This is a genomic window from Algoriphagus aquaeductus (genome assembly GCF_003253485.1).
Lineage (GTDB): Bacteria > Bacteroidota > Bacteroidia > Cytophagales > Cyclobacteriaceae > Algoriphagus > Algoriphagus aquaeductus.
On record NZ_QKTX01000008.1, the window covers coordinates 175,869 to 194,313 of the forward strand.

Annotated in this window: 16 protein-coding genes; 9 read left to right on the forward strand and 7 right to left on the reverse strand. The window is 44.9% G+C overall.

Going from position 1 to position 18,445, the window contains the following annotated elements; translation table 11 throughout:
- The first annotated feature begins 7 nt into the window (after positions 1–7).
- Genes CLV31_RS12585 through CLV31_RS12595 form a run of 3 tightly spaced genes read left to right on the forward strand, consistent with a single transcriptional unit; the run spans position 8 to position 4,415 of the window.
- On the forward strand, positions 8–1,924 hold the full coding sequence (locus CLV31_RS12585; RefSeq protein WP_111393238.1) for an amylo-alpha-1,6-glucosidase: 1,917 nt from the start codon (positions 8–10) through the stop codon (positions 1,922–1,924).
- A gap of 11 nt (positions 1,925–1,935) precedes the next feature.
- Positions 1,936–3,225: a glycosyltransferase family 4 protein gene (locus CLV31_RS12590; RefSeq protein ID WP_111393239.1), complete on the forward strand. Its 1,290-nt coding sequence runs from the start codon at positions 1,936–1,938 to the stop codon at positions 3,223–3,225.
- The gene (locus CLV31_RS12595) at positions 3,222–4,415 is read left to right on the forward strand and encodes a glycoside hydrolase family 57 protein (protein WP_111393240.1); all 1,194 of its coding nucleotides are present in this window, start codon (positions 3,222–3,224) and stop codon (positions 4,413–4,415) included. The genes CLV31_RS12590 and CLV31_RS12595 overlap by 4 nt, the downstream gene beginning before the upstream one ends.
- A 281-nt stretch (positions 4,416–4,696) precedes the next feature.
- On the opposite strand, the gene CLV31_RS12600 is transcribed toward CLV31_RS12595, so the two are convergent.
- From CLV31_RS12600 to CLV31_RS12620, 5 genes are all read right to left on the reverse strand, one after another.
- A complete protein-coding gene (locus CLV31_RS12600) occupies positions 4,697–6,592 on the reverse strand; it encodes an outer membrane protein assembly factor BamB family protein (protein ID WP_181452626.1) in 1,896 nt (631 codons plus the stop codon).
- A 161-nt stretch (positions 6,593–6,753) separates the two neighbouring features.
- Complete coding sequence (panB, locus tag CLV31_RS12605; RefSeq protein ID WP_111393242.1) at positions 6,754–7,575, reverse strand: 3-methyl-2-oxobutanoate hydroxymethyltransferase; 822 nt, start codon at positions 7,573–7,575, stop codon at positions 6,754–6,756.
- 2 nt (positions 7,576–7,577) lie between these two features.
- Complete coding sequence (locus tag CLV31_RS12610; protein WP_111393243.1) at positions 7,578–8,069, reverse strand: phosphoribosyltransferase family protein; 492 nt, start codon at positions 8,067–8,069, stop codon at positions 7,578–7,580.
- A gap of 54 nt (positions 8,070–8,123) precedes the next feature.
- Positions 8,124–9,047 carry a ribosome small subunit-dependent GTPase A gene (gene rsgA, locus CLV31_RS12615; protein ID WP_111393244.1) on the reverse strand — a complete coding sequence of 308 codons (924 nt, stop codon included), beginning with the start codon at positions 9,045–9,047 and terminating at the stop codon, positions 8,124–8,126.
- Positions 9,044–10,294, reverse strand: a complete 1,251-nt coding sequence (locus CLV31_RS12620; RefSeq protein WP_245943394.1) for a 3-deoxy-D-manno-octulosonic acid transferase — start codon at positions 10,292–10,294, stop codon at positions 9,044–9,046. The genes rsgA and CLV31_RS12620 overlap by 4 nt, the downstream gene beginning before the upstream one ends.
- 178 nt (positions 10,295–10,472) lie before the next feature.
- Here CLV31_RS12620 and CLV31_RS12625 point away from each other — a divergent pair, with 178 nt between their 5' ends.
- From CLV31_RS12625 to CLV31_RS12635, 3 genes are read left to right on the forward strand one after another with little or no spacing between them, the layout of a single operon-like run.
- Positions 10,473–10,958 carry a low molecular weight protein-tyrosine-phosphatase gene (locus tag CLV31_RS12625; protein WP_111393246.1) on the forward strand — a complete coding sequence of 162 codons (486 nt, stop codon included), beginning with the start codon at positions 10,473–10,475 and terminating at the stop codon, positions 10,956–10,958.
- Positions 10,951–11,823, forward strand: coding sequence for a fructosamine kinase family protein (locus tag CLV31_RS12630; RefSeq protein WP_111393247.1), 873 nt, complete (start codon positions 10,951–10,953; stop codon positions 11,821–11,823). Before CLV31_RS12625 ends, CLV31_RS12630 begins: the two co-directional genes overlap by 8 nt.
- On the forward strand, positions 11,823–12,320 hold the full coding sequence (locus CLV31_RS12635) for a GNAT family N-acetyltransferase (RefSeq protein ID WP_111393248.1): 498 nt from the start codon (positions 11,823–11,825) through the stop codon (positions 12,318–12,320). Before CLV31_RS12630 ends, CLV31_RS12635 begins: the two co-directional genes overlap by 1 nt.
- 12 nt (positions 12,321–12,332) lie before the next feature.
- Here the strand turns inward: CLV31_RS12635 and CLV31_RS12640 are convergent, their stop codons facing one another.
- Complete coding sequence (locus tag CLV31_RS12640; protein WP_111393249.1) at positions 12,333–13,436, reverse strand: Gfo/Idh/MocA family protein; 1,104 nt, start codon at positions 13,434–13,436, stop codon at positions 12,333–12,335.
- Between the two features lie 66 nt (positions 13,437–13,502).
- Complete coding sequence (locus CLV31_RS12645) at positions 13,503–14,771, reverse strand: aspartate kinase (RefSeq protein WP_111393250.1); 1,269 nt, start codon at positions 14,769–14,771, stop codon at positions 13,503–13,505.
- Between the two features lie 56 nt (positions 14,772–14,827).
- Between CLV31_RS12645 and fbp the strand changes: the two genes are divergently transcribed.
- The 3 genes from fbp to CLV31_RS12660 all read left to right on the forward strand — a co-directional run bounded on the left by fbp (position 14,828) and on the right by CLV31_RS12660 (position 18,437).
- Complete coding sequence (gene fbp / locus CLV31_RS12650) at positions 14,828–15,865, forward strand: class 1 fructose-bisphosphatase (RefSeq protein WP_111393251.1); 1,038 nt, start codon at positions 14,828–14,830, stop codon at positions 15,863–15,865.
- Between the two features lie 71 nt (positions 15,866–15,936).
- The gene (locus CLV31_RS12655; RefSeq protein WP_111393252.1) at positions 15,937–17,094 is read left to right on the forward strand and encodes a PQQ-dependent sugar dehydrogenase; all 1,158 of its coding nucleotides are present in this window, start codon (positions 15,937–15,939) and stop codon (positions 17,092–17,094) included.
- Positions 17,095–17,279: 185 nt separating this feature from the next.
- Positions 17,280–18,437, forward strand: a complete 1,158-nt coding sequence (locus tag CLV31_RS12660) for a PQQ-dependent sugar dehydrogenase (protein WP_111393253.1) — start codon at positions 17,280–17,282, stop codon at positions 18,435–18,437.
- Positions 18,438–18,445: the final 8 nt, after the last annotated feature.

An 18,445-nucleotide genomic window follows, 5' to 3' on the forward strand; every position in this document is an offset into this window, starting at 1 on the left:
TTCCAATATGAGTTATATCCACTTTGATAAAAACCAATTAATCAATCTGAATTATTCCCTGGAAAGGGAAATTATTCGGACCAATCGATCTGGAACCTACACCAGCACTACGATCATCGGATGTAACACTCGAAAATACCATGGTTTGTTGGTAGTCCCCCAACCTCAGATTGATTCCCAAAATCATGTTCTTCTTTCTACAGTCCATGAAACAGTGATCCAGCGAGGAGCCAGTTTTAATCTTGGCATCTCCAAATTTCCAGGAAATTATTCTCCAAGGGGACATAAATATCTAGAGGATTTTGATTCTGAACCCATTCCCAAACTCACCTATCGAGTCGGTGGTGTGGTGCTGCAAAAAGAGCTGATTTTGGACACCAACAGGGACAGGGTAATGATCCGATATACGCTAGTCGAAGCCCATTCTCCCACAAAAATCCGGATTCAGCCCTTTCTCGCCTTCAGGGGCTATCACCAGCTGATGAAAGCCAATGATCTGATCAACAAGGAACATGAAATTGTACCAAACGGAGTAAAATTCAGGCTTTACCCTCAATACGATCCACTGTTTCTCCAACTTTCCAAAAAGTGTGAATTCGTTTCTATTCCGGATTGGTACTACAATGTAGAATACATCCAAGAAAGAGAACGGGGATATGATTACCAAGAAGATCTCTTTGTCCCGGGCTATTTTGAATTCGACATTGCAAAAGGAGAATCCGTCATTTTTTCGGCGGGTTTGACTGAAGCTGATCCGGATACACGACAAAACGCTTTTTCTAAAGAAATAGCACGAAGAATCCCCAGAAACAATTTTGAAAACTGCCTTCGAAATTCTGCCGGACAGTTTATCAGAAGAAGGGACGGGGATGTGCGGGTGATCGCAGGATACCCATGGTTTGGCTGGTGGGGAAGAGACACCTTTATCGCTTCTCCGGGATTGACACTTTCGGGAGGGGATTCAGAGACCTTTCTGGAAATCATGGACACCATGGCAAGAGATCTCAAGGGCCCACTTTTCCCCAATATCGGGAGCGGTGATTACACCAACATGACCTCAATGGACGCTCCCCTGTGGTTTTTCTGGTCTCTTCAACAATACATACTGTATACCGGAGACAAAAAAACTGTCCAGGATCGATATCTGGGAAAACTCAGGGGGATTATTGAAGGATATAAACAAGGCACAGAGTTCCATATTCACATGCTGGATTCCGGATTGATCTGGGGTGGTCAGGAGGGAATAGCACTCACCTGGATGGACGCCATTACCCCCGACGGCCCCGTGACCCCTCGAATCGGATGTCCCGTGGAAATTCAGGCCCTTTGGTATAATGCACTATGCTTCTACCATGAGCTGACGGGGGATGAAGAATATCTTTCCCTAGCCGGGAAGGTGAAAGAATCCTTTGAAACCGAGTTTTGGTCAAGGGACTATGGTTACCTTGCAGATGTGGTGGATGGGGATGAGAAAGACTGGTCAATCAGACCAAACATGGTATTTGCCACTTCCTTACCCTATACCATTCTTTCAGAAGAAAAGTGCGACAGGGTATTGGAAATCGTCAAATCCAAACTCTTAACCCCAAGAGGCCTTCGTTCACTTTCGCCGGATGATCCCGGATACAAAGGGTATTATTTCGGTAACCAAATCAGCAGGGATCATGCTTATCACAATGGTACCGTATGGGCCTGGCCTCTCGGTCATTTTGTGGAAGGCTACTTAAAGCTTCATGGCAAAGCTGCTAAAAATTTTGTGCAGAAAATCATCAAAAGCTTTGATGGGGTAATGACCCAATATGGAATTGGAACCGTTGCTGAAATATATGATGGAGATGCGCCACACCGACCCAAGGGCTCTGTCTCGCAGGCGTGGAGTGTGGCAGAGTTGCTAAGAATGATGGACATAGTTAAAAGGATCTAAAGACTTTTTATATGAGAGTATTGATGTTTGGTTGGGAATTTCCACCACATATTTCAGGCGGACTGGGCACAGCATGTTATGGCTTGGTGCAAGGAATGAACCACCACAATCAGGAGGTGATCTTTGTAGTCCCAAAATTATGGGGTGACGAAGAGCCCCTTGCCGATTTTGTAAATGCCAGTGATATAACAATCGACTATAGAGAAAGGAAATTTAAAAAGATCTGGAAAAACCTCACTTACCTTGAGGTAAACAGCTTTCTGGTTCCTTATTTGGGACCGGAAGAGTTCAAAAAATTCACAGATTATGCCATTCACGATCGTACCGATGTGGATGAAAGTATATTTTCCAACAAGTTTGAGTTTAGTGGAAAATACGGCAAAAATCTGATGGAGGAAGTATCTCGCTATGCGCTGGTAGGTGCACAAATAGCCCGAGATCGAAAGGATTTTGACATTATCCATGCACACGATTGGCTAGCTTATCCGGCAGGAATTGCTGCCAAAGAAATCAGCGGAAAACCCTTGGTAGTCCATGTCCACGCTACCGAATATGACCGATCCGGGGAATCTGTCAATGGACCTGTCTATGAAATAGAACGAGCAGGAATGCATGCAGCAGATCATATCGTAGCGGTAAGTCAATTGACCAAAAACATCTGTGTCAGAAAATATGGTGTCCCCGCAGAAAAGGTGACCGTATTGCACAATGCTGTATTGGATGCCAGTATCATCAAATCCGCTTATCAGAAAAAAGTCCCTGAAAAAATCGTCACCTTCCTTGGCCGGATCACCTTCCAAAAAGGACCTGAATATTTTGTTGAAGCCGCTAAAAAAGTAATTGAACGTGATCCCAATGTCCGATTTGTCATGGCGGGTTCGGGTGACCTGCTCAACAGGATGATCGACCGAGTGGCCGAGCTCAGGATGGGGACCAAGTTCCATTTTACCGGATTTCTGAAAGGGGATGATGTAGATCATATGTATGCCATCAGTGATGTCTATGTCATGCCTTCGGTATCCGAACCTTTTGGAATTGCTCCTTTGGAAGCTGTCCGACACAATACTCCAGTGATTATTTCTAAGCAATCCGGAGTAGCAGAGGTACTGAAAAATGCGATAAAAATAGATTTCTGGGATGTAGACGCCATGGCTGATGCCATTTTTGGGCTGTTGCATTATGACAGCATCTCAAGGATGTTTAAGGAACTTGGAGGTGAAGAACTGAAAAAATTGAAATGGGAGCATGTCGCTGCCAAACTTGTCACTGTGTACGAAAAAACTTTAGCTCAACGATCATGAGAACCGTCTGCTTTTATTTCCAGGTCCACCAGCCCTTTAGGATCAAGCCTTATAGATTCTTTGATATCGGAGAGGATCATTACTACTGGGACGACTATCTCAATAGAAATGTAATCCGAAAAGTGGCTCAAAAATGCTACCTCCCCATGAATGCACTTTTGATGGAGCTCATTCAAAAGTACAATGGACGGTTTAAAGTGGCCTTTTCGATTTCGGGTACATTTCTGGACCAGATGGAAGCTTATGCTCCCGATGTTTTGGAAAGCTTCCAAAAACTGGTAGCTACAGGACATGCAGAACTTCTCAACGAGACCTATTCCCATTCCTTGGCTGCCCTGAAGAGTAAAGAAGAATTCTTTTCCTTGGTAAAAAAGCACCAAGAAAAAATAAAACAGCTTTTCAATGGGTATTCGCCTACCGTTTTTAGAAATACAGAGTTGATTTACTCAGACCAAATCGGGGAAATGGTCGCTGAATTGGGCTACCAAGCGATGCTCACTGAAGGAGCAAAACATGTCCTTGGTTGGAAAAGCCCCAACTATGTCTATTCCAATGCCAACAAGCCCGAATTGAAAGTTCTTTTGAAAAACTTCCGTCTTTCCGATGATATTGCCTTCCGGTTCAGCAATAAGACTTGGGCGGACTTTCCCCTGACCACCGACAAATTCGTCTCTTGGCTCAATGCCATTCCCAAAGAAGAACAAGTGGTCAATCTATTCATGGATTATGAAACTTTCGGTGAGCATCAGTGGGCCGAAACAGGGATATTTGAATTCATGAGGCATTTGCCGGAGGCTGTGTTCAGAAATTCGGATTTTTCTTTTTCAACCCCTTCAGAAGTTGCTTCCGCGGTTCCTGCAGTCAGCAAAATTCATGTCCCCACAGCCATATCCTGGGCTGACGAGGAACGTGACCTAACGGCCTGGCTTGGAAATGACATGCAGGATGAGGCTTTTGACCGATTATATGAACTCGAAAAGCAAATCCGAAAAATCGATGATCCGGAGATTCTTCGTGATTGGGAATATTTACAGACTTCCGACCATTTCTACTACATGTGTACCAAATTCTTCTCAGATGGATCGGTCCATGAATATTTCAGTCCTTACGACACGCCCTATGATGCATTCATTAATTACATGAATGTGTTGAGCGACTTTATCTTGAGGGTCAAAGAAAAGGCCTCCTGAGGTCGGGGTTTAAAAAATCCATCTTGATAGCCTTTCCTTTCTCCAAGGACTAAACTCTCTTGGATTATCTCACAGGAAATGCCCATGAGTAAATGCTTCTCACACAGGGGAATGATTATCCGGGGCATTCCATCTGGCCATTAAAAATCAAATTATAAACAGATGAAAAATGAAGGAAGATAATTCTGGTCTTTTGTCCCTTATTATTACAAGATTTCTAATCTCCAGATAGAAAAAATCCCGGACATCTTTGCCCGGGATTTTTATTAGCAGGGAAAACTTTAGAAAGTATACCCAAATACCTCCTTCTTGGAAGGTTTGTAGAAAATCATTCCGTTTTCAGGATCAGAATCATAGACAGGTTCTTTGTCATTTAAGACAATTTTTCCCACTTCTTTACCACTCACCTTATCCACCTTGACTAGACCGACTCCTTCCCCCACATCTGTCAAAATGAAATTATACACTCCTCTGGATTTGGACGCTTTAAAACGCTGATTGGCAGCCTGACCAAATGCTCCTGACATATCTTCAAAAAATTCGCGCTGAATCCCATATTGTCTGCTTGCCATGCTCTGATAGCCCATCATTCCCGTACTGGCGCCTTCTGCATACGCATTTGCAGCAGCCATAGCGACCATGGCGACCTGCATCGTACGAAGTGCTATCCTTCCTGCCAAGCTGATCTTTGGAGAAGCCCAATGCTGTTGAAACTGCACACGTCCGCTCTCGTCAAACCCCAGCATGTTTTGACTGGAGGATAGGATAAAATTGGCTCCGGTATATTCCAGATTATCCGGAGTTTCTTTTTCATTAAAATCCACTTTGCCGATAATCTCTTTTTTCTCACCGGTTACCAGATTGACATGAAACACCTTCCCGTCAGCATAAAACACTTCAGAATCCAAGGCTGATTTGGCCCTTAGCACTCCAGGTCCTTTGATCATATCCTTATTTCCCCATTTAAGATTACCGTCAAAATCGATCAACCCGATACTTCCTTCTTCATCTTGGTACATTATTCCCGCTCCAGTCATCTGATCGATTTGAATTCCTTTGATCTTTTGGGACCATTTTTCTGCACCTGAATTTTTATCCAATACGGTCAAGTACTTGCCTTTTTCTCCCACAGCGATCCCTCGATCCCTACCCAAGTCCACCACGATCCCTGAAAGCTTCTTGGCTGTCCATTTGGTATTCCCAGATTCAGCTTCCATCAGGGTAAAATTCTTTTCATCTGACACTATTACTCCAAAATTCTCCGCCTTTAGCATAGGAGCATCCTTGGTAGAAAGGGGTTTCTCCCACAATACTTTACCCGAGCCTAATTCTACAGCAGAAACCACCCCCTGATTTCCCTTTTTCTGGTAAAAATATCCTTCGGTGAGTCTGATGTTGGCATCGAAAGCCTCGAAATTGTTTTTCTTATCTGCCACTTCAAATGTCCAGAATGGCTTCCCGGTTTTGGCATCGATTTTTGCAGAGGTTTTTTCACCGATGAAAAGGAGATGGTTATCACTCGTTACTATGGGGAGAAAAATCGAAGAAAATTGATCGCTTTCCCAAGCTACCTTACCACTTTCCAAATCAATAAATTTGGTGATTTGAGTATATGGCTTTCCGGCTTGGTACATATCCACAAAGCTCGCAGTAAGCAAAATCCCCTTCAGTTCCTGAATATAGCCAGAGCCATCATAGTTGAAGGTAGCTACTTCAGGTCCAATCACCTTGACCACGGGCATTCCTGCCATTTTGGGATTGATGACTACTTCGCCGGTTCGAATATTGATCACCACAAAGTTTTTTACCATGACATTGTCGGTATACTTCACCAAAGCAAAATCCGATATTTTAGCGTGGTTCGGATCCTCCAAGACCTGAATAAGGTCTGCCGTGTAGCCGAGTTTTTTTCCGTCAGGACCTTTCAGGGATTTGGCAGAATTGTAAAGGTCCTCATTTGACCAAAGCAGCTTGCCGGTGTTGGCATCTACTCCGTGCAGTCCCCAGTCCGAACTCCCCACCAACAGAATCTTATTGGGAGTGTACTTGGTCCATTCTACCCCTTTTTCCAAGGAGAGCTTCCATTGCGGTTCTTGCGCATGGGCGGATGTTCCAAAGGCCAAAAGGATTACCCAGGCCAGAAACATCGATTGAGTGGTTTTGTATAGCTTGTTCATAGTGAAAAGAATTTTGATCAAAGCTATCGCACCACTATTGCTCCTGTAATACGCCATTTGCCCTATTTAAAACAAAAAAGCACCCTTTTTGGGGTGCTTTTTCTTCTTTTCTAATGATAAAGGGACTTTACTGGTAAACCTAATTAAGCTCAGATATTAAACTAATAACTCTCCGACTGATTGGGAAAATCCCGGCTTTTCACATCCGAAATGTAATTTTTGAAAGCCTCCATCATAATCTTCTGGAGATCGGCATATTGTCTTAAAAATCTAGGCTTAAACTCCTGAGTGATCCCCAGCATATCATGCATAACCAGTACCTGCCCATCAACCTGTGGTCCAGCCCCAATCCCAATGACCGGAATAGAAATAGACTCAGCTACTTTTTTAGCCAAGGTGGCGGGGATTTTTTCCAGTACCAACGCGAAGCATCCACATTCTTCCAAAACTTTCGCGTCTTCCAAAAGCTTGTTTGCCTCTGCTTCCTCTTTGGCACGGACTGTATAGGTCCCAAACTTATAGATAGACTGCGGAGTTAAGCCCAAATGTCCCATCACAGGAACACCTGCACTGAGTATTCTTATGACCGATTCTTTGATTTCAGCCCCCCCTTCCACCTTGACGGCATGGGCACCGGACTCTTTCATTATTCGGATAGCTGACCGTAACGCTTCAGTGCTGTTTCCCTGATAATTGCCAAACGGTATATCCACCACCACAAATGAACGCCTCACCGCTCTGACGACTGCGGAGGCGTGATATATCATCTGATCCAGAGTAATCGGGAGCGTCGTCTCATGACCTGCCATCACATTGGATGCCGAATCCCCAACCAAAATAATATCTATCCCGGCTGCATCTACGATTTTAGCCATGGAATAATCATAAGCCGTGAGCATGGAGATTTTCTCACCGCGATGCTTCATTTCCTGAAGGGTATGTGTGGTGATTCGCTTGACGGAAGCAGAGGAATGTACAGACATGATCAGTGTAGGTGTACGGAATAGTTGTTATCAGAAAAATCCACCCGAATATGTTCACTCAACGTGGTGGCCAATTCATATCCTGTATAATCTGGCCTGACTGGGAACAAGCCGTGACTTCGATTGACCAAGACCGCAATTTCCATTTTTTGGATCTCCCGATCCAGAAAGGGCTTCATGGCATAAACCAAGGTCTTTCCGGTATTCAGGACATCATCGACCAAAATGATGGTTTTGCCACTCATATCCAAAGAATCAGAGAGCTCAACTCCTGAAGTAGAAATTGATTTTTTGTCCAAAATTACTTCCACCTCCTCTACCAAAATAGGGGAAATCCTTTTCAATTCCGAGGCTAAGAGGTGTGCGAGTGTGGTCCCCATCCCGGTAATCCCTGCAAAGACCACCCCGGAGGTATGGATATTTCGCTCATATATTTCAAAGGCCATTCGGGTAATTTTTTGCCCTACCTGTTTGTGATTAAGTACCTCGCTCATGGATTGATTTTGAAAAAGGAAAATTAGGCCAAAATGCTGGGCTAACCAAACCGATCATCGGTGGCTGTCCTCCTCATGAAGAATATTCAGATAGCTCTGATATCGGTAGGGATGGATATATCCTTCTTCCAGCTTTTGGACCACTACACATCCGGGCTCGTTGACATGCGTGCAGTTGTTGTATTTACATTCACCTAGAAATTGTCTCATTTCAGGAAAGTAGTGTGACAATTCAAACTCCTCCACATCCAGAATACCAAATTCTTTGATGCCGGGTGTATCGATCAAATCCCCTCCTTCCGGTAAAAAAAACATTTCTGCAAACGTGGTAGTATGCACCCCTTTGGCACTGTATCCCGAAATCTCCTTCGTGTCCTGTTTAGCTTCGGGTATCAATGCGTTTAGCAGCGTGCTTTTCCCTACTCCCGAATGCCCAGAGATCAGGCTGGATTTCCCATGGATGTAGGGTAAAAACTTGGATTTTAAATCCTGATCCTTCAAGGCAGAAACCTCCAAAACAGGATAGCCGAGCGGCTCATAAATCTCGTGAATGTCTTGAAGCCAACTGGTTTCATCCTCACCTTCAAGCTGATCCATCTTATTGACTACCAAAATGGCCGGGATTCCAAAGCTTTCCGTACTCACCAAAAACCGATCTATAAACCCCAAAGAGGTTCGTGGTTTTTTCATGGTAATGACCAAAATTGCCTGATCCAGATTACTGGCAATAATATGTGAAAAATGCTGCTTTCGGGTAGACTTTCGGATCACATAGTTTTCTCGCGGCAAGATATCCTGAATGACAGCCGTTTCTTGACCCTCTTCTTTTTCCAATTCTACCCAATCCCCCACGGCTATAGGATTGGTGAGCTTGAGGTCTTCCTGCTTAAACTTCCCCTTTAACCGGGCAGAAATCACCAGTTCTTCAACTTTGACCAAGTACCAGCTTCCTGTGGATTTGATGACTCTTCCCTTCATGTTGAAAGATTTTTGGCATGGATAAAGGATACTATGCGATCTGCGGCACCAAGGTTCGATGATACCCAATTTTGGGCAGATGTTTTTGCTTTATGGTAAAAATCATCCTCTTCCAGCTTGGCAAAGATGTATTGTAGTTGATTTTCATCTTCAATCTCAAATCCACAACCTACTGATTGGCTTTGTGCCGCTTCGGGAAATTTTCCAGCTTTTTTGACTTTCCCAAATATCACCGGAACTCCAAATCCCAAGGGCTCCAAAATATTGTGAAGTCCCTTTCCAAAAGCTCCTCCCACATAAGCCACCCGGGCAAATTGATAAAGAGAGGAAAGCATCCCGATGTTGTCGATGAAAAGCACAGAATTGGAATCGGCCGAAGTCCACTGGGAATACTTTTTTGAAGGAAGTTCGATCTGACTTGCCCATCGATCCATTGGTTCCGGATTGAGATCATGAGGGGCTACAATCCAACAATACTCCGGTTTGGAATTGATCAAAGGAATCAGGTATCGCATATCTTCCTCCCAAGCTGATCCTACCACCATAGTCGGCTTACCCTGTACCCAGGTCCTCACGTCCGCCAAGTCCTTGGGAGATTGTGCAGTGGCGGCCACTCGGTCAAAACGGGTATCTCCGGCAAGGCTTGTCTTTGAAACTCCGATTTTTTGAAGCAATTCAATACTTTGTTGATTTTGGGTAAAAATCCAGTCCAGTTGAGTCAAAATATTTCTGAAAAACCCGCCGTACCAGGTGAAGTAAATTTGATTTTCCCGAAAAGATGCCGCAAGGAGAAAAGTGGGCACCGACATTTTCTTTAGGGCTAAAACATGGTGATACCACAGGTCATACTTGACAAAAAAAGCGATCTCAGGACTGAGGATGGTGACGAATCTGTTTGCCCAACTTTTTCGGTCCAATGGTATGTAGGTGATAAAATCTACATGAGGTTGCGGTTTTTTAATGACATGGTCGTATCCGGAGGAACTGAAAAAACTGACCACCACGGCCAGATTTTCTCTGCTCTTTTTTAGTGCAGCGATGACTGGCCTTGCCTGCTCGTATTCCCCAAGTGAAGCGACGTGAAACCAGGCCAATGGTCCGGGATTTTCATTTCGGTATCGCTGAAGAATAATAAAAAGATTTCTCCGCCCTGCTAAAAATCCGGAGACTTTGGGGGAAAACAAACCGATCACTGGTAAGAGCGCAGTGAGTAATCCCAAAAAAACAGGATATATGAATTTCATCATCCAAAAGTAGCCAATCCCTTAGATTTCCACATTTTTTTTGATTTTTGCACTCTATAAAAACTTCAAGAAATATTTTTTCCTTAAAATTGATTTCAATCGGGTAGAATTAAATCCAAAAATAAGTAGATTCATAACCTGACTTTTCAACCTAATTATCAGACCAGTATATTGAAAGAGTATGATTAAAGTTCTATTCGTTTGCCTAGGAAATATTTGCCGTTCACCGCTTGCAGAAGCTATTTTTAATCAAAAAATCAAGCTGCTGGGATTGGAGGGCAAATTCAAATCTGACAGTGCGGGTACATCAGACTATCACATCGGAGAACTCCCAGACGAAAGGACATTGAGGTGTGCCCAACGAAACGGATTGAAAATCGACCATCGTGGCAGACAAGTCAATCGAACCGACTTCCGGGAATTTGACTATATCATCGCCATGGATGACAACAACCTTAGAAATCTCAATAATCTTAAAGCGCGGTACAATTTCCCGACCAAAGAAATTCATCTGATGAGAGACTTCGTCTCCGATTGGCAAGGCCTTCCCGTTCCGGATCCATACTATGGAGGAGAAGAAGGTTTTGACGAGATTTATCAAATCCTGGAGGAATCAATTGAAGGATTTTTGGAGCAGGTAAAGGTCACTCATCAACTCTATGCTTGACCAGCATCAAATTTACGAACAGGTACTTTTTGACACTTTTGGCCCCTCGGTTCATTTTATTTCAGCGAGCCTCGTTGCAGCAGGAAACCACAATCAAGGAGTCCAGCTAAACACCTCGGAAGGGTCATTTTTTCTTAAACTCAATTTTGATCATGAAAGAGATATTCTAAAAAAAGAAGCTGAAGGACTTCAGAAATTGGCTAAGTCTACCTTTTTGAAAATCCCTAAATCGGTCGCACACGGCCGGGTAGAAGACTACAATTACCTGCTTTCGGAATTCATCCCCAGCAGCCGCCCACATCCAGAGTATTGGGAAGATCTGGGCATGGGCCTCGCCCATCTCCACCTCAATCATCAGGATCAGTTCGGACTCGAATATGATAACTTCATCGCCTCCTTACCCCAAAAAAACCATGCTCTGGACAATTGGCTGGACTTTTTCATCGAACACCGACTCGAACCCTTACTGGGAAAAGCCTATTTCGACCGCTTGATTCCGCTGGAATTTCTGAAAAAATTTCAAACCCTATATCCCAAACTGGAGTCCCTTTTTCCCAAAGAAAAACCGTCACTCCTTCATGGAGATCTCTGGTCAGGAAATGTACTTTGTGGAGCTGATGGAAGACCTTGCCTGATCGATCCGGCGATTTACTACGGACATCGGGAAATGGATTTGGCATTTTCGAGGCTTTTTGGAGGATTTGATGCCAAGTTTTATGAAGCCTATGAGTCAATCTTACCTCTTGAGCCCGGGTTCGAAACCCGAATTGCCGTTTACAATCTATATCCTTTGCTTGTGCACTTGAATCTCTTTGGCACCGCATACCTTCCCGGAATCGAAAAAACGCTTAACCGATTTCAATAATGGACTTTCAGATTCGAACTTATCGGGATACGGATGCAGCTGCTATCCGCGAAATCATCAATGACTCCATCCTTCACACCTCTCACAATTACGACTATTACCCCAAAACGCTCGAAGAGGTACAGACACTGTTTGCGGAGAAAATCCGAGATGGATTCCCTGTTCTTGTTGGGGAATTAGACGGGGAAGTATTGGGCTATGCTACCTATGGAAAATTCCGTGCAAAGCCGGGATACAGCAAGACCCTCGAGCACTCCATCTACCTCAATGAAAAAGCCCAAGGCAAAGGCTTGGGCTCTGAAATGATGCGTCAGCTGATCGAAAAAGCCAAAGAACAAGGCTTCCACATGATGATTGCCGGCATGGACTCCGAAAACCTGGGAAGCTATCGCTTTCACGAGCGCTTGGGGTTTCGGGAAACCGCCCGAATGCCCGAAGTGTCATTCAAATTTGGGAAGTGGCTGACTTTGGTTTTTATGCAGTTGAAACTTTCCTAATCCATTTTTGGATCAAATGAGGCTGATTCTCGCTCCTGTGCGTACCGCCTCATAGATCGCATCCACAATCACCAAATCCTTCAACCCTTCTTCCCCATCCACAGGGATCAACGGCTTTTTCCCATCCAGAATGATGGCTGCCATTTCCTCCATTTGGGTAGTCTGATGCGTGATGTGCTGTGCTTCAATCGGGCCTTGATTGGTGCGGGCTTGGATAGGTCCATAACCGGTTGAAGGCTGCATTTCTGCAAAACCTTTGGTTCCGTTCAGGAAAAATTTGTCCAGGTTATTCATCGAATAGGTCGAAAGGCAAGATGCCACCGCTCCGGAAGGAAACCCCATCTGAAATGTGATCGTCTCATCCACCCCCTGCTTAAACTTCACCGGGTCGGTTTTCACCTCTTGAGCCGTCACCCAGATCGGTTCCTCTCCCAACATGTATCGGGCTCCATTGATCGAATACACACCGATATCCATCATGGATCCTCCTCCGGCAAGCTCCCGATTGAGTCGCCACTGTGTTGGGTCACCAATCATAAAACCGCTTAATCCCTGAAAAAAGAGTGTTTTTCCAAACTCACCAGCCCGCTGCTTTTTCACCACCTCGAGCGTTTTGGCTTCGAAGTGCATGCGGTAGCCCACCATGAGATGAACCCCGGCTGCCTTGCAAGCCGCAATCATTTCTCGCCCTTCTTCGGCATTGAGTGCCATGGGTTTTTCGCAGATGACGTGCTTTCCGGCTTTGGCCACACCGATGGAATGCGGCTTGTGCAGGGAGTTGGGTGTGATCACATAGACCGCATCGATATCCGGATTGTCCTTGATCTGATGGTAGTTTTCGTAGTTATAGCAATTTTTGGCGGGAATGCCGTATTTCTGCTTCCAAGCTTCGATTTTGGAAGGGGTACCGCTGATGACCCCGACGAGCTTGGCCCGCTTGCAATCTTTCATCGCTTCTGCCACTCGGGTACCATAGCTTCCCAAGCCCATGATGGCTACGCGAAGGACTTTATCCTCCCGCTCCAAACTCATGGCAGAAAGTGCATCGGTAAAGGGTAAGCTCACAGCCAGGGTCGAAAGTCCTGCTTTTTGGAGAAAATCACGTCTTGAAGTCATCGATAGGTGGGTTTTAGGTTATCCCTTTGAAGTTAGAAAAACTTCAGGTCGACAAGGCATATTCGCTCAGACTTTTCTGCGAACGGCCTGAAAGGTATTTCGGGTGGATTGCTCCAAAAGAACCTCATAACCAATCAGGAATGCTGGAATTTCTTCTGCTTTTTGCTTCAAAATCGTCAACAGTTCCAAACCTTCGTTGTATCGGATTTCAAATTCTCCCTTGAGTTTTTCCAGAAGCTGCTCAAACTTGAAAAGCTGTGCATCAATCACAATCGAAACTGAAATGGCAGAAAGTTGGAGCATATTTACCCTCAGCTTGAGTGCTTGCAGCTGCTCGTAGATCCGATGAATGTGTTTTTCCTCGATAAAGGTGAAGTCGGTGACTTTGAAACTCACCAGAATCTGATCCTTTTTCAAAACGATGGTGGGCACTTCATGTGGTGTGGCATGCTCGTGGATTTTGGTGCCCGGGGCATCCGGATTCAAAAACGATTTGACAAAAAGCGGAATCCCGGCATTGGCCAAAGGCTTGATGGTCTTGGGATGAATGACCGAGGCTCCGAAATAGGTCATTTCGGCAGCTTCCCGATAGCCGAGTTCTTCAAATTTTTCGGTGTTTGGGAAAAGCTTCGGATCGGCATTAAGCACACCGGGCACATCTTTCCAAATCGTGACCGAGCCTGCATGCAAGCTCGTTCCCAAAATCGCAGCGGTGAAATCTGACCCTTCCCTACCCAATGTTGTGGTTCGGCCTTTTGGATCCTTTCCGATAAATCCTTGCGTCAAAATCGGGAAATTTTCCAGCATCGGTTTCCAAGTGGACTGACAAGCCTTGCGTGTTTTCTCCCAATTGATTTTTGCGAAGCGAAAGTCAGAATCAGTATGAATGACTTCCCGAGCATCCTGCCACAGCACGAGTAGATCTTGATAACACAGGTATTCCGCCACGATTTTGGAAGAAATCAGTTCACCAAAGCAGACCACTTGGTCATAAAATTCATCGTAATTCTCACGGGACAGCGGCTTTTGAAGCTGAAGATCGAGTTGAAAAAAAAGATTTTCGATTTGAGCAAAAACAGCATGATTTGCCGGAAAAAGTTCTTCACAGATCTCTCGATGGAAAGTTTTTAAAATTGCACTATTCTCATAAAAATCAAGTCCGTTTAGCTTGTTTGCCAAGATGCCTTCCAGCGAATTGGTGGTTTTTCCCATGGCGGAAACGACAATAATGAGGTTTTTTCGCAATCGATTACGGAGAATTTCAGCTAAGTTTTTCACTGCAGTGGCATCTTTGACTGAAGCGCCTCCAAATTTGTAAATCCAAGTTTTTGCCATAAAGAATATTTCCTAATTTTCCAGAGTATAAACCCAAATATTGTACTTTTCAAAGAATGAAAACTTCCCCTTTCCAGCCAGACCAAACGAGCCTGGCTTACTCCGTCGGAATTACACTTGATCGATTCATCAAACTCAAACAAAGTGATTTTCCTTTTGCCTCAGGAGAGCTCTCACAGCTACTCCGGGACATTGTTTTGGCAGCGAAGATAGTCAATCGCGAGACCAATCGTGCGGGCTTGGCCAACATCGGAGGCGCTTTTGGACAAACCAATGTCCAAGGCGAAGAGCAGCAAAAACTGGATGTGATCGCCAATATTCGATTCATGCGGGCATTAAGCAAAGGCGGCGAGGTATGCGCCATCGTCTCCGAAGAAGAAGATGCCGTCATTGACCTTCAAAATAACTCAGGCAAATATGTCGTGGCCATCGACCCGCTTGACGGGAGCTCCAACATCGATGTGAATATCAGCATCGGGACAATTTTCTCGATCTATCGAAGAAAATCTCCGATCGGAAGTCCCATACAACTCAAGGACATCATGCAACCCGGTCGCGAGCAAGTAGCCGCGGGATATGTACTCTACGGTTCCTCGACCATGCTGGTCTATACCACAGGCTGCGGAGTCAATGGTTTTACCTACGAAAACAGCCTTGGGGAATTTTTCCTTTCTCACCCAGACATCCAAGCTCCAAAGACCGGTAACATCTACTCCATCAACGAAGGTCTTCAACTGGAGTGGGAAAAAGGGATCGCTGCCTACATCCAATCCTGCAAAGAGCGAAAAATGCAATCCCGCTATATAGGGAGCTTGGTGGCGGATTTTCACCGAAACCTACTAAAAGGGGGGATCTACCTCTACCCTGCTACCCAGAAAAACCCATCCGGAAAACTGCGATTATTGTACGAAGCCAATGCTTTGGCTTTTATCATTGAGCAAGCAGGAGGAAAAGCCAGTGACGGGAAACAACGAATTTTGGATGTTCAGCCAGAGAGCCTTCATCAGCGGACACCGCTTTTAATCGGTTCTGCTCAAATGGTCGAAGAAGTAGAGCAATCGGTAGTTTTACATTCAAGTTTGGTCACGGTTTAAGACCTTTATTCAAAACTTAATTCTGATTTTAAGGTATTAGCTTTAAATTAGAGCTCATAAAATCGGAAACTATGTCTTCAAACAAACATTTTCTTTCAATTGCATTTTTGGCCGGATCGATGTCCCTCTGGACAGCATGTGGTCCAAAAGAACAAGAGCAAGTCATCGATGAGACTTTCGCTACTCAAACTGAAAAACTGCTCATCAAAGTGGACACCCTCCACACCGAGTTGGAAAACCCATGGGGAATGACTTGGCTGGGTGACGGCCGAATGCTGGTCACCGAGCGTAAAGGTGAAATCCTGATTTTCAAGGATGACAAATTCACGGGAGAAAAAATCCAAGGCCTTCCTCCTGTACACAACGTCAATCAGGCAGGTTTGCTGGATATCGCTGTACATCCTAAGTACGCTGAGAATGGTTGGATCTACCTCGCCTATGCTAAGCATTTCGAGGACAGCACTGCTGCTACTACGATTATGCGATTTAAGCTGGAAGGCAATAATGCAGTCAATCAGGAAGAGTTGATCACCGCTGGTCCCTCCTGGAAAGGTGGCCGTCACTTCGGGAGCCGTATCGTATTTGACAATGACGGGTTCCTGTATTTCTCCAATGGAGACAAAGGAAATATCCCAATGAATGCGCAAAATCTTAATAATGCGCATGGCAAAATCCACCGCGTAAAGGATGACGGAACAATTCCTGCCGACAATCCTTTCACCGATTCTCTTGGGAATATCAGCTCTATCTGGACTTATGGCAACAGAAATCCACAAGGACTGATCTATGATAAAGTGAATAATCGGCTTTGGGAAGTGGAGCACGGACCAATGGGTGGAGATGAGCTTAATCTAATTGAGAAAGGTAAAAACTACGGTTGGCCGGTCATCACCTATGGACAAAATTATGATGGTACACCAATCACGGACATTACTGAAAAAGAAGGCATGGAGCAGCCCGTTCACTATTGGGTTCCCTCTATTGCCACTTGCGGAATGACCCTCGTAACCTCAGACAAGTATCCAGCCTGGAAAGGAAATATCTTGGTGGCGGCTTTGGCCAAGCAGCACATTGCCCGAGTGGAAATGAACGGAACTCAATATGTGGCCGAGGAAAAACTCCTTCAGGACATTGGACGAGTTCGTCAGGTGTCTGAAAGCCCGGATGGCTATATCTATGCGATCACTGAAGCGACCGGACTTTTAGTCAAATTGCTTCCGATCCGATAAGCTAATCTTACTCATTTAAAGGCCTTCTGAGAAATCGGAAGGCCTATTTTTTTGAATTACCCATCTTTTTTCGATCCGTCCGGGTATTCGATTGCGTAGATAAACCAGATTTTCCGGCATAAATAAAAACCGATTTCGAAATTTGGTCGTTATCGATATACGTTAATCCTCTAAAATTCAACCCCATGAGAATTCGCTTTTCGTGCCTGCTTTTTGCGTTGGGAACCTTGGTAAGTCTCCAAGCATGTACTGCTAAAGAAACGGAACCGACCCCCGATCCAACGTCTGAGCTGAAATTCACCACAAGTACAGACAAAATGGTGATCAAGATCGATACGCTTTATACCGGTTTTCAAAACCCTTGGGGAATGACCTGGATCAGTGAAAATCGTATGCTGGTCACCGAGAAAAAAGGTGAAATCCTGATTTTCAAAGACGATAAATTTACCGGGCAAAAAGTAACCGGACTACCTTCGGTATATAACAATGGTCAGGCAGGGCTTTTAGACATCACCGTTCACCCCAATTATGCCCAAAACGGATGGATTTACATTGCCTATGCCAAGCCCGTCAACAATGGAGGGGCAACGACAATCGCAAGATTCAAACTCAATGGAAATGCCATAGCGGATTTTCAGGAATTGATCGTTACCACGCCTGTTTGGAATGGAGGCACACATTACGGCAGCCGCATTGTATTTGACAACCAAAACTTCCTTTACTTCAGCAACGGAGAGCGGGGAAGTCAGGACAATGCCCAAGATCTAAAAAACTCCCATGGAAAAATTCACCGAATCCATGACGATGGCCGAATCCCTACTGACAATCCGTTTGTCAACACCTCTGGAGCAGTACCTTCCATTTGGACTTATGGAAATCGGAATCCTCAAGGGCTCTACTTTGACAAGGCCAATAATCGCCTATGGGAAGTGGAACACGGCCCAAGAGGAGGCGATGAGCTGAATATTCTGGAGAAAGGAAAAAACTACGGTTGGCCGGTCATCACCTACGGCATCAACTACAACGGGACACCGATTACCAATATCACCGAAAAAGAAGGCATGGAGCAACCGGTGAAATACTGGACTCCATCCATCGCCACCTGTGGCATGACCATGGTCACCTCTGACAAATATCCTGCTTGGAGAGGGAACATTTTGGTGGCCGCTCTGGCTGGAACTCATATTGCAAGAGTAGAAATGAACGGAACCCGAGCTACCGGCGAAGAAAAATTGCTGCAGGGAATCGGCAGAGTTAGGCAAGTATCCCAAAGTCCAGACGGCTATATCTATGCAGTCACGGAGGGTACAGGGTTACTGATTAAAATTTTGCCGGGGGCATAAAGTAAAAG

Bases quoted from the DNA above. Each gene is read 5' to 3' on its own strand.
- CLV31_RS12585 (WP_111393238.1), top strand. From the start codon at position 8: ATGAGTTATATCCACTTTGATAAAAACCAATTAATCAATCTGAATTAT.
- CLV31_RS12590 (WP_111393239.1), top strand. From the start codon at position 1,936: ATGAGAGTATTGATGTTTGGTTGGGAATTTCCACCACATATTTCAGGC.
- CLV31_RS12595 (WP_111393240.1), top strand. From the start codon at position 3,222: ATGAGAACCGTCTGCTTTTATTTCCAGGTCCACCAGCCCTTTAGGATC.
- CLV31_RS12600 (WP_181452626.1), bottom strand. From the start codon at position 6,592: ATGAACAAGCTATACAAAACCACTCAATCGATGTTTCTGGCCTGGGTA.
- panB (WP_111393242.1), bottom strand. From the start codon at position 7,575: ATGTCTGTACATTCCTCTGCTTCCGTCAAGCGAATCACCACACATACC.
- CLV31_RS12610 (WP_111393243.1), bottom strand. From the start codon at position 8,069: ATGAGCGAGGTACTTAATCACAAACAGGTAGGGCAAAAAATTACCCGA.
- rsgA (WP_111393244.1), bottom strand. From the start codon at position 9,047: ATGAAGGGAAGAGTCATCAAATCCACAGGAAGCTGGTACTTGGTCAAA.
- CLV31_RS12620 (WP_245943394.1), bottom strand. From the start codon at position 10,294: ATGATGAAATTCATATATCCTGTTTTTTTGGGATTACTCACTGCGCTC.
- CLV31_RS12625 (WP_111393246.1), top strand. From the start codon at position 10,473: ATGATTAAAGTTCTATTCGTTTGCCTAGGAAATATTTGCCGTTCACCG.
- CLV31_RS12630 (WP_111393247.1), top strand. From the start codon at position 10,951: ATGCTTGACCAGCATCAAATTTACGAACAGGTACTTTTTGACACTTTT.
- CLV31_RS12635 (WP_111393248.1), top strand. From the start codon at position 11,823: ATGGACTTTCAGATTCGAACTTATCGGGATACGGATGCAGCTGCTATC.
- CLV31_RS12640 (WP_111393249.1), bottom strand. From the start codon at position 13,436: ATGACTTCAAGACGTGATTTTCTCCAAAAAGCAGGACTTTCGACCCTG.
- CLV31_RS12645 (WP_111393250.1), bottom strand. From the start codon at position 14,771: ATGGCAAAAACTTGGATTTACAAATTTGGAGGCGCTTCAGTCAAAGAT.
- fbp (WP_111393251.1), top strand. From the start codon at position 14,828: ATGAAAACTTCCCCTTTCCAGCCAGACCAAACGAGCCTGGCTTACTCC.
- CLV31_RS12655 (WP_111393252.1), top strand. From the start codon at position 15,937: ATGTCTTCAAACAAACATTTTCTTTCAATTGCATTTTTGGCCGGATCG.
- CLV31_RS12660 (WP_111393253.1), top strand. From the start codon at position 17,280: ATGAGAATTCGCTTTTCGTGCCTGCTTTTTGCGTTGGGAACCTTGGTA.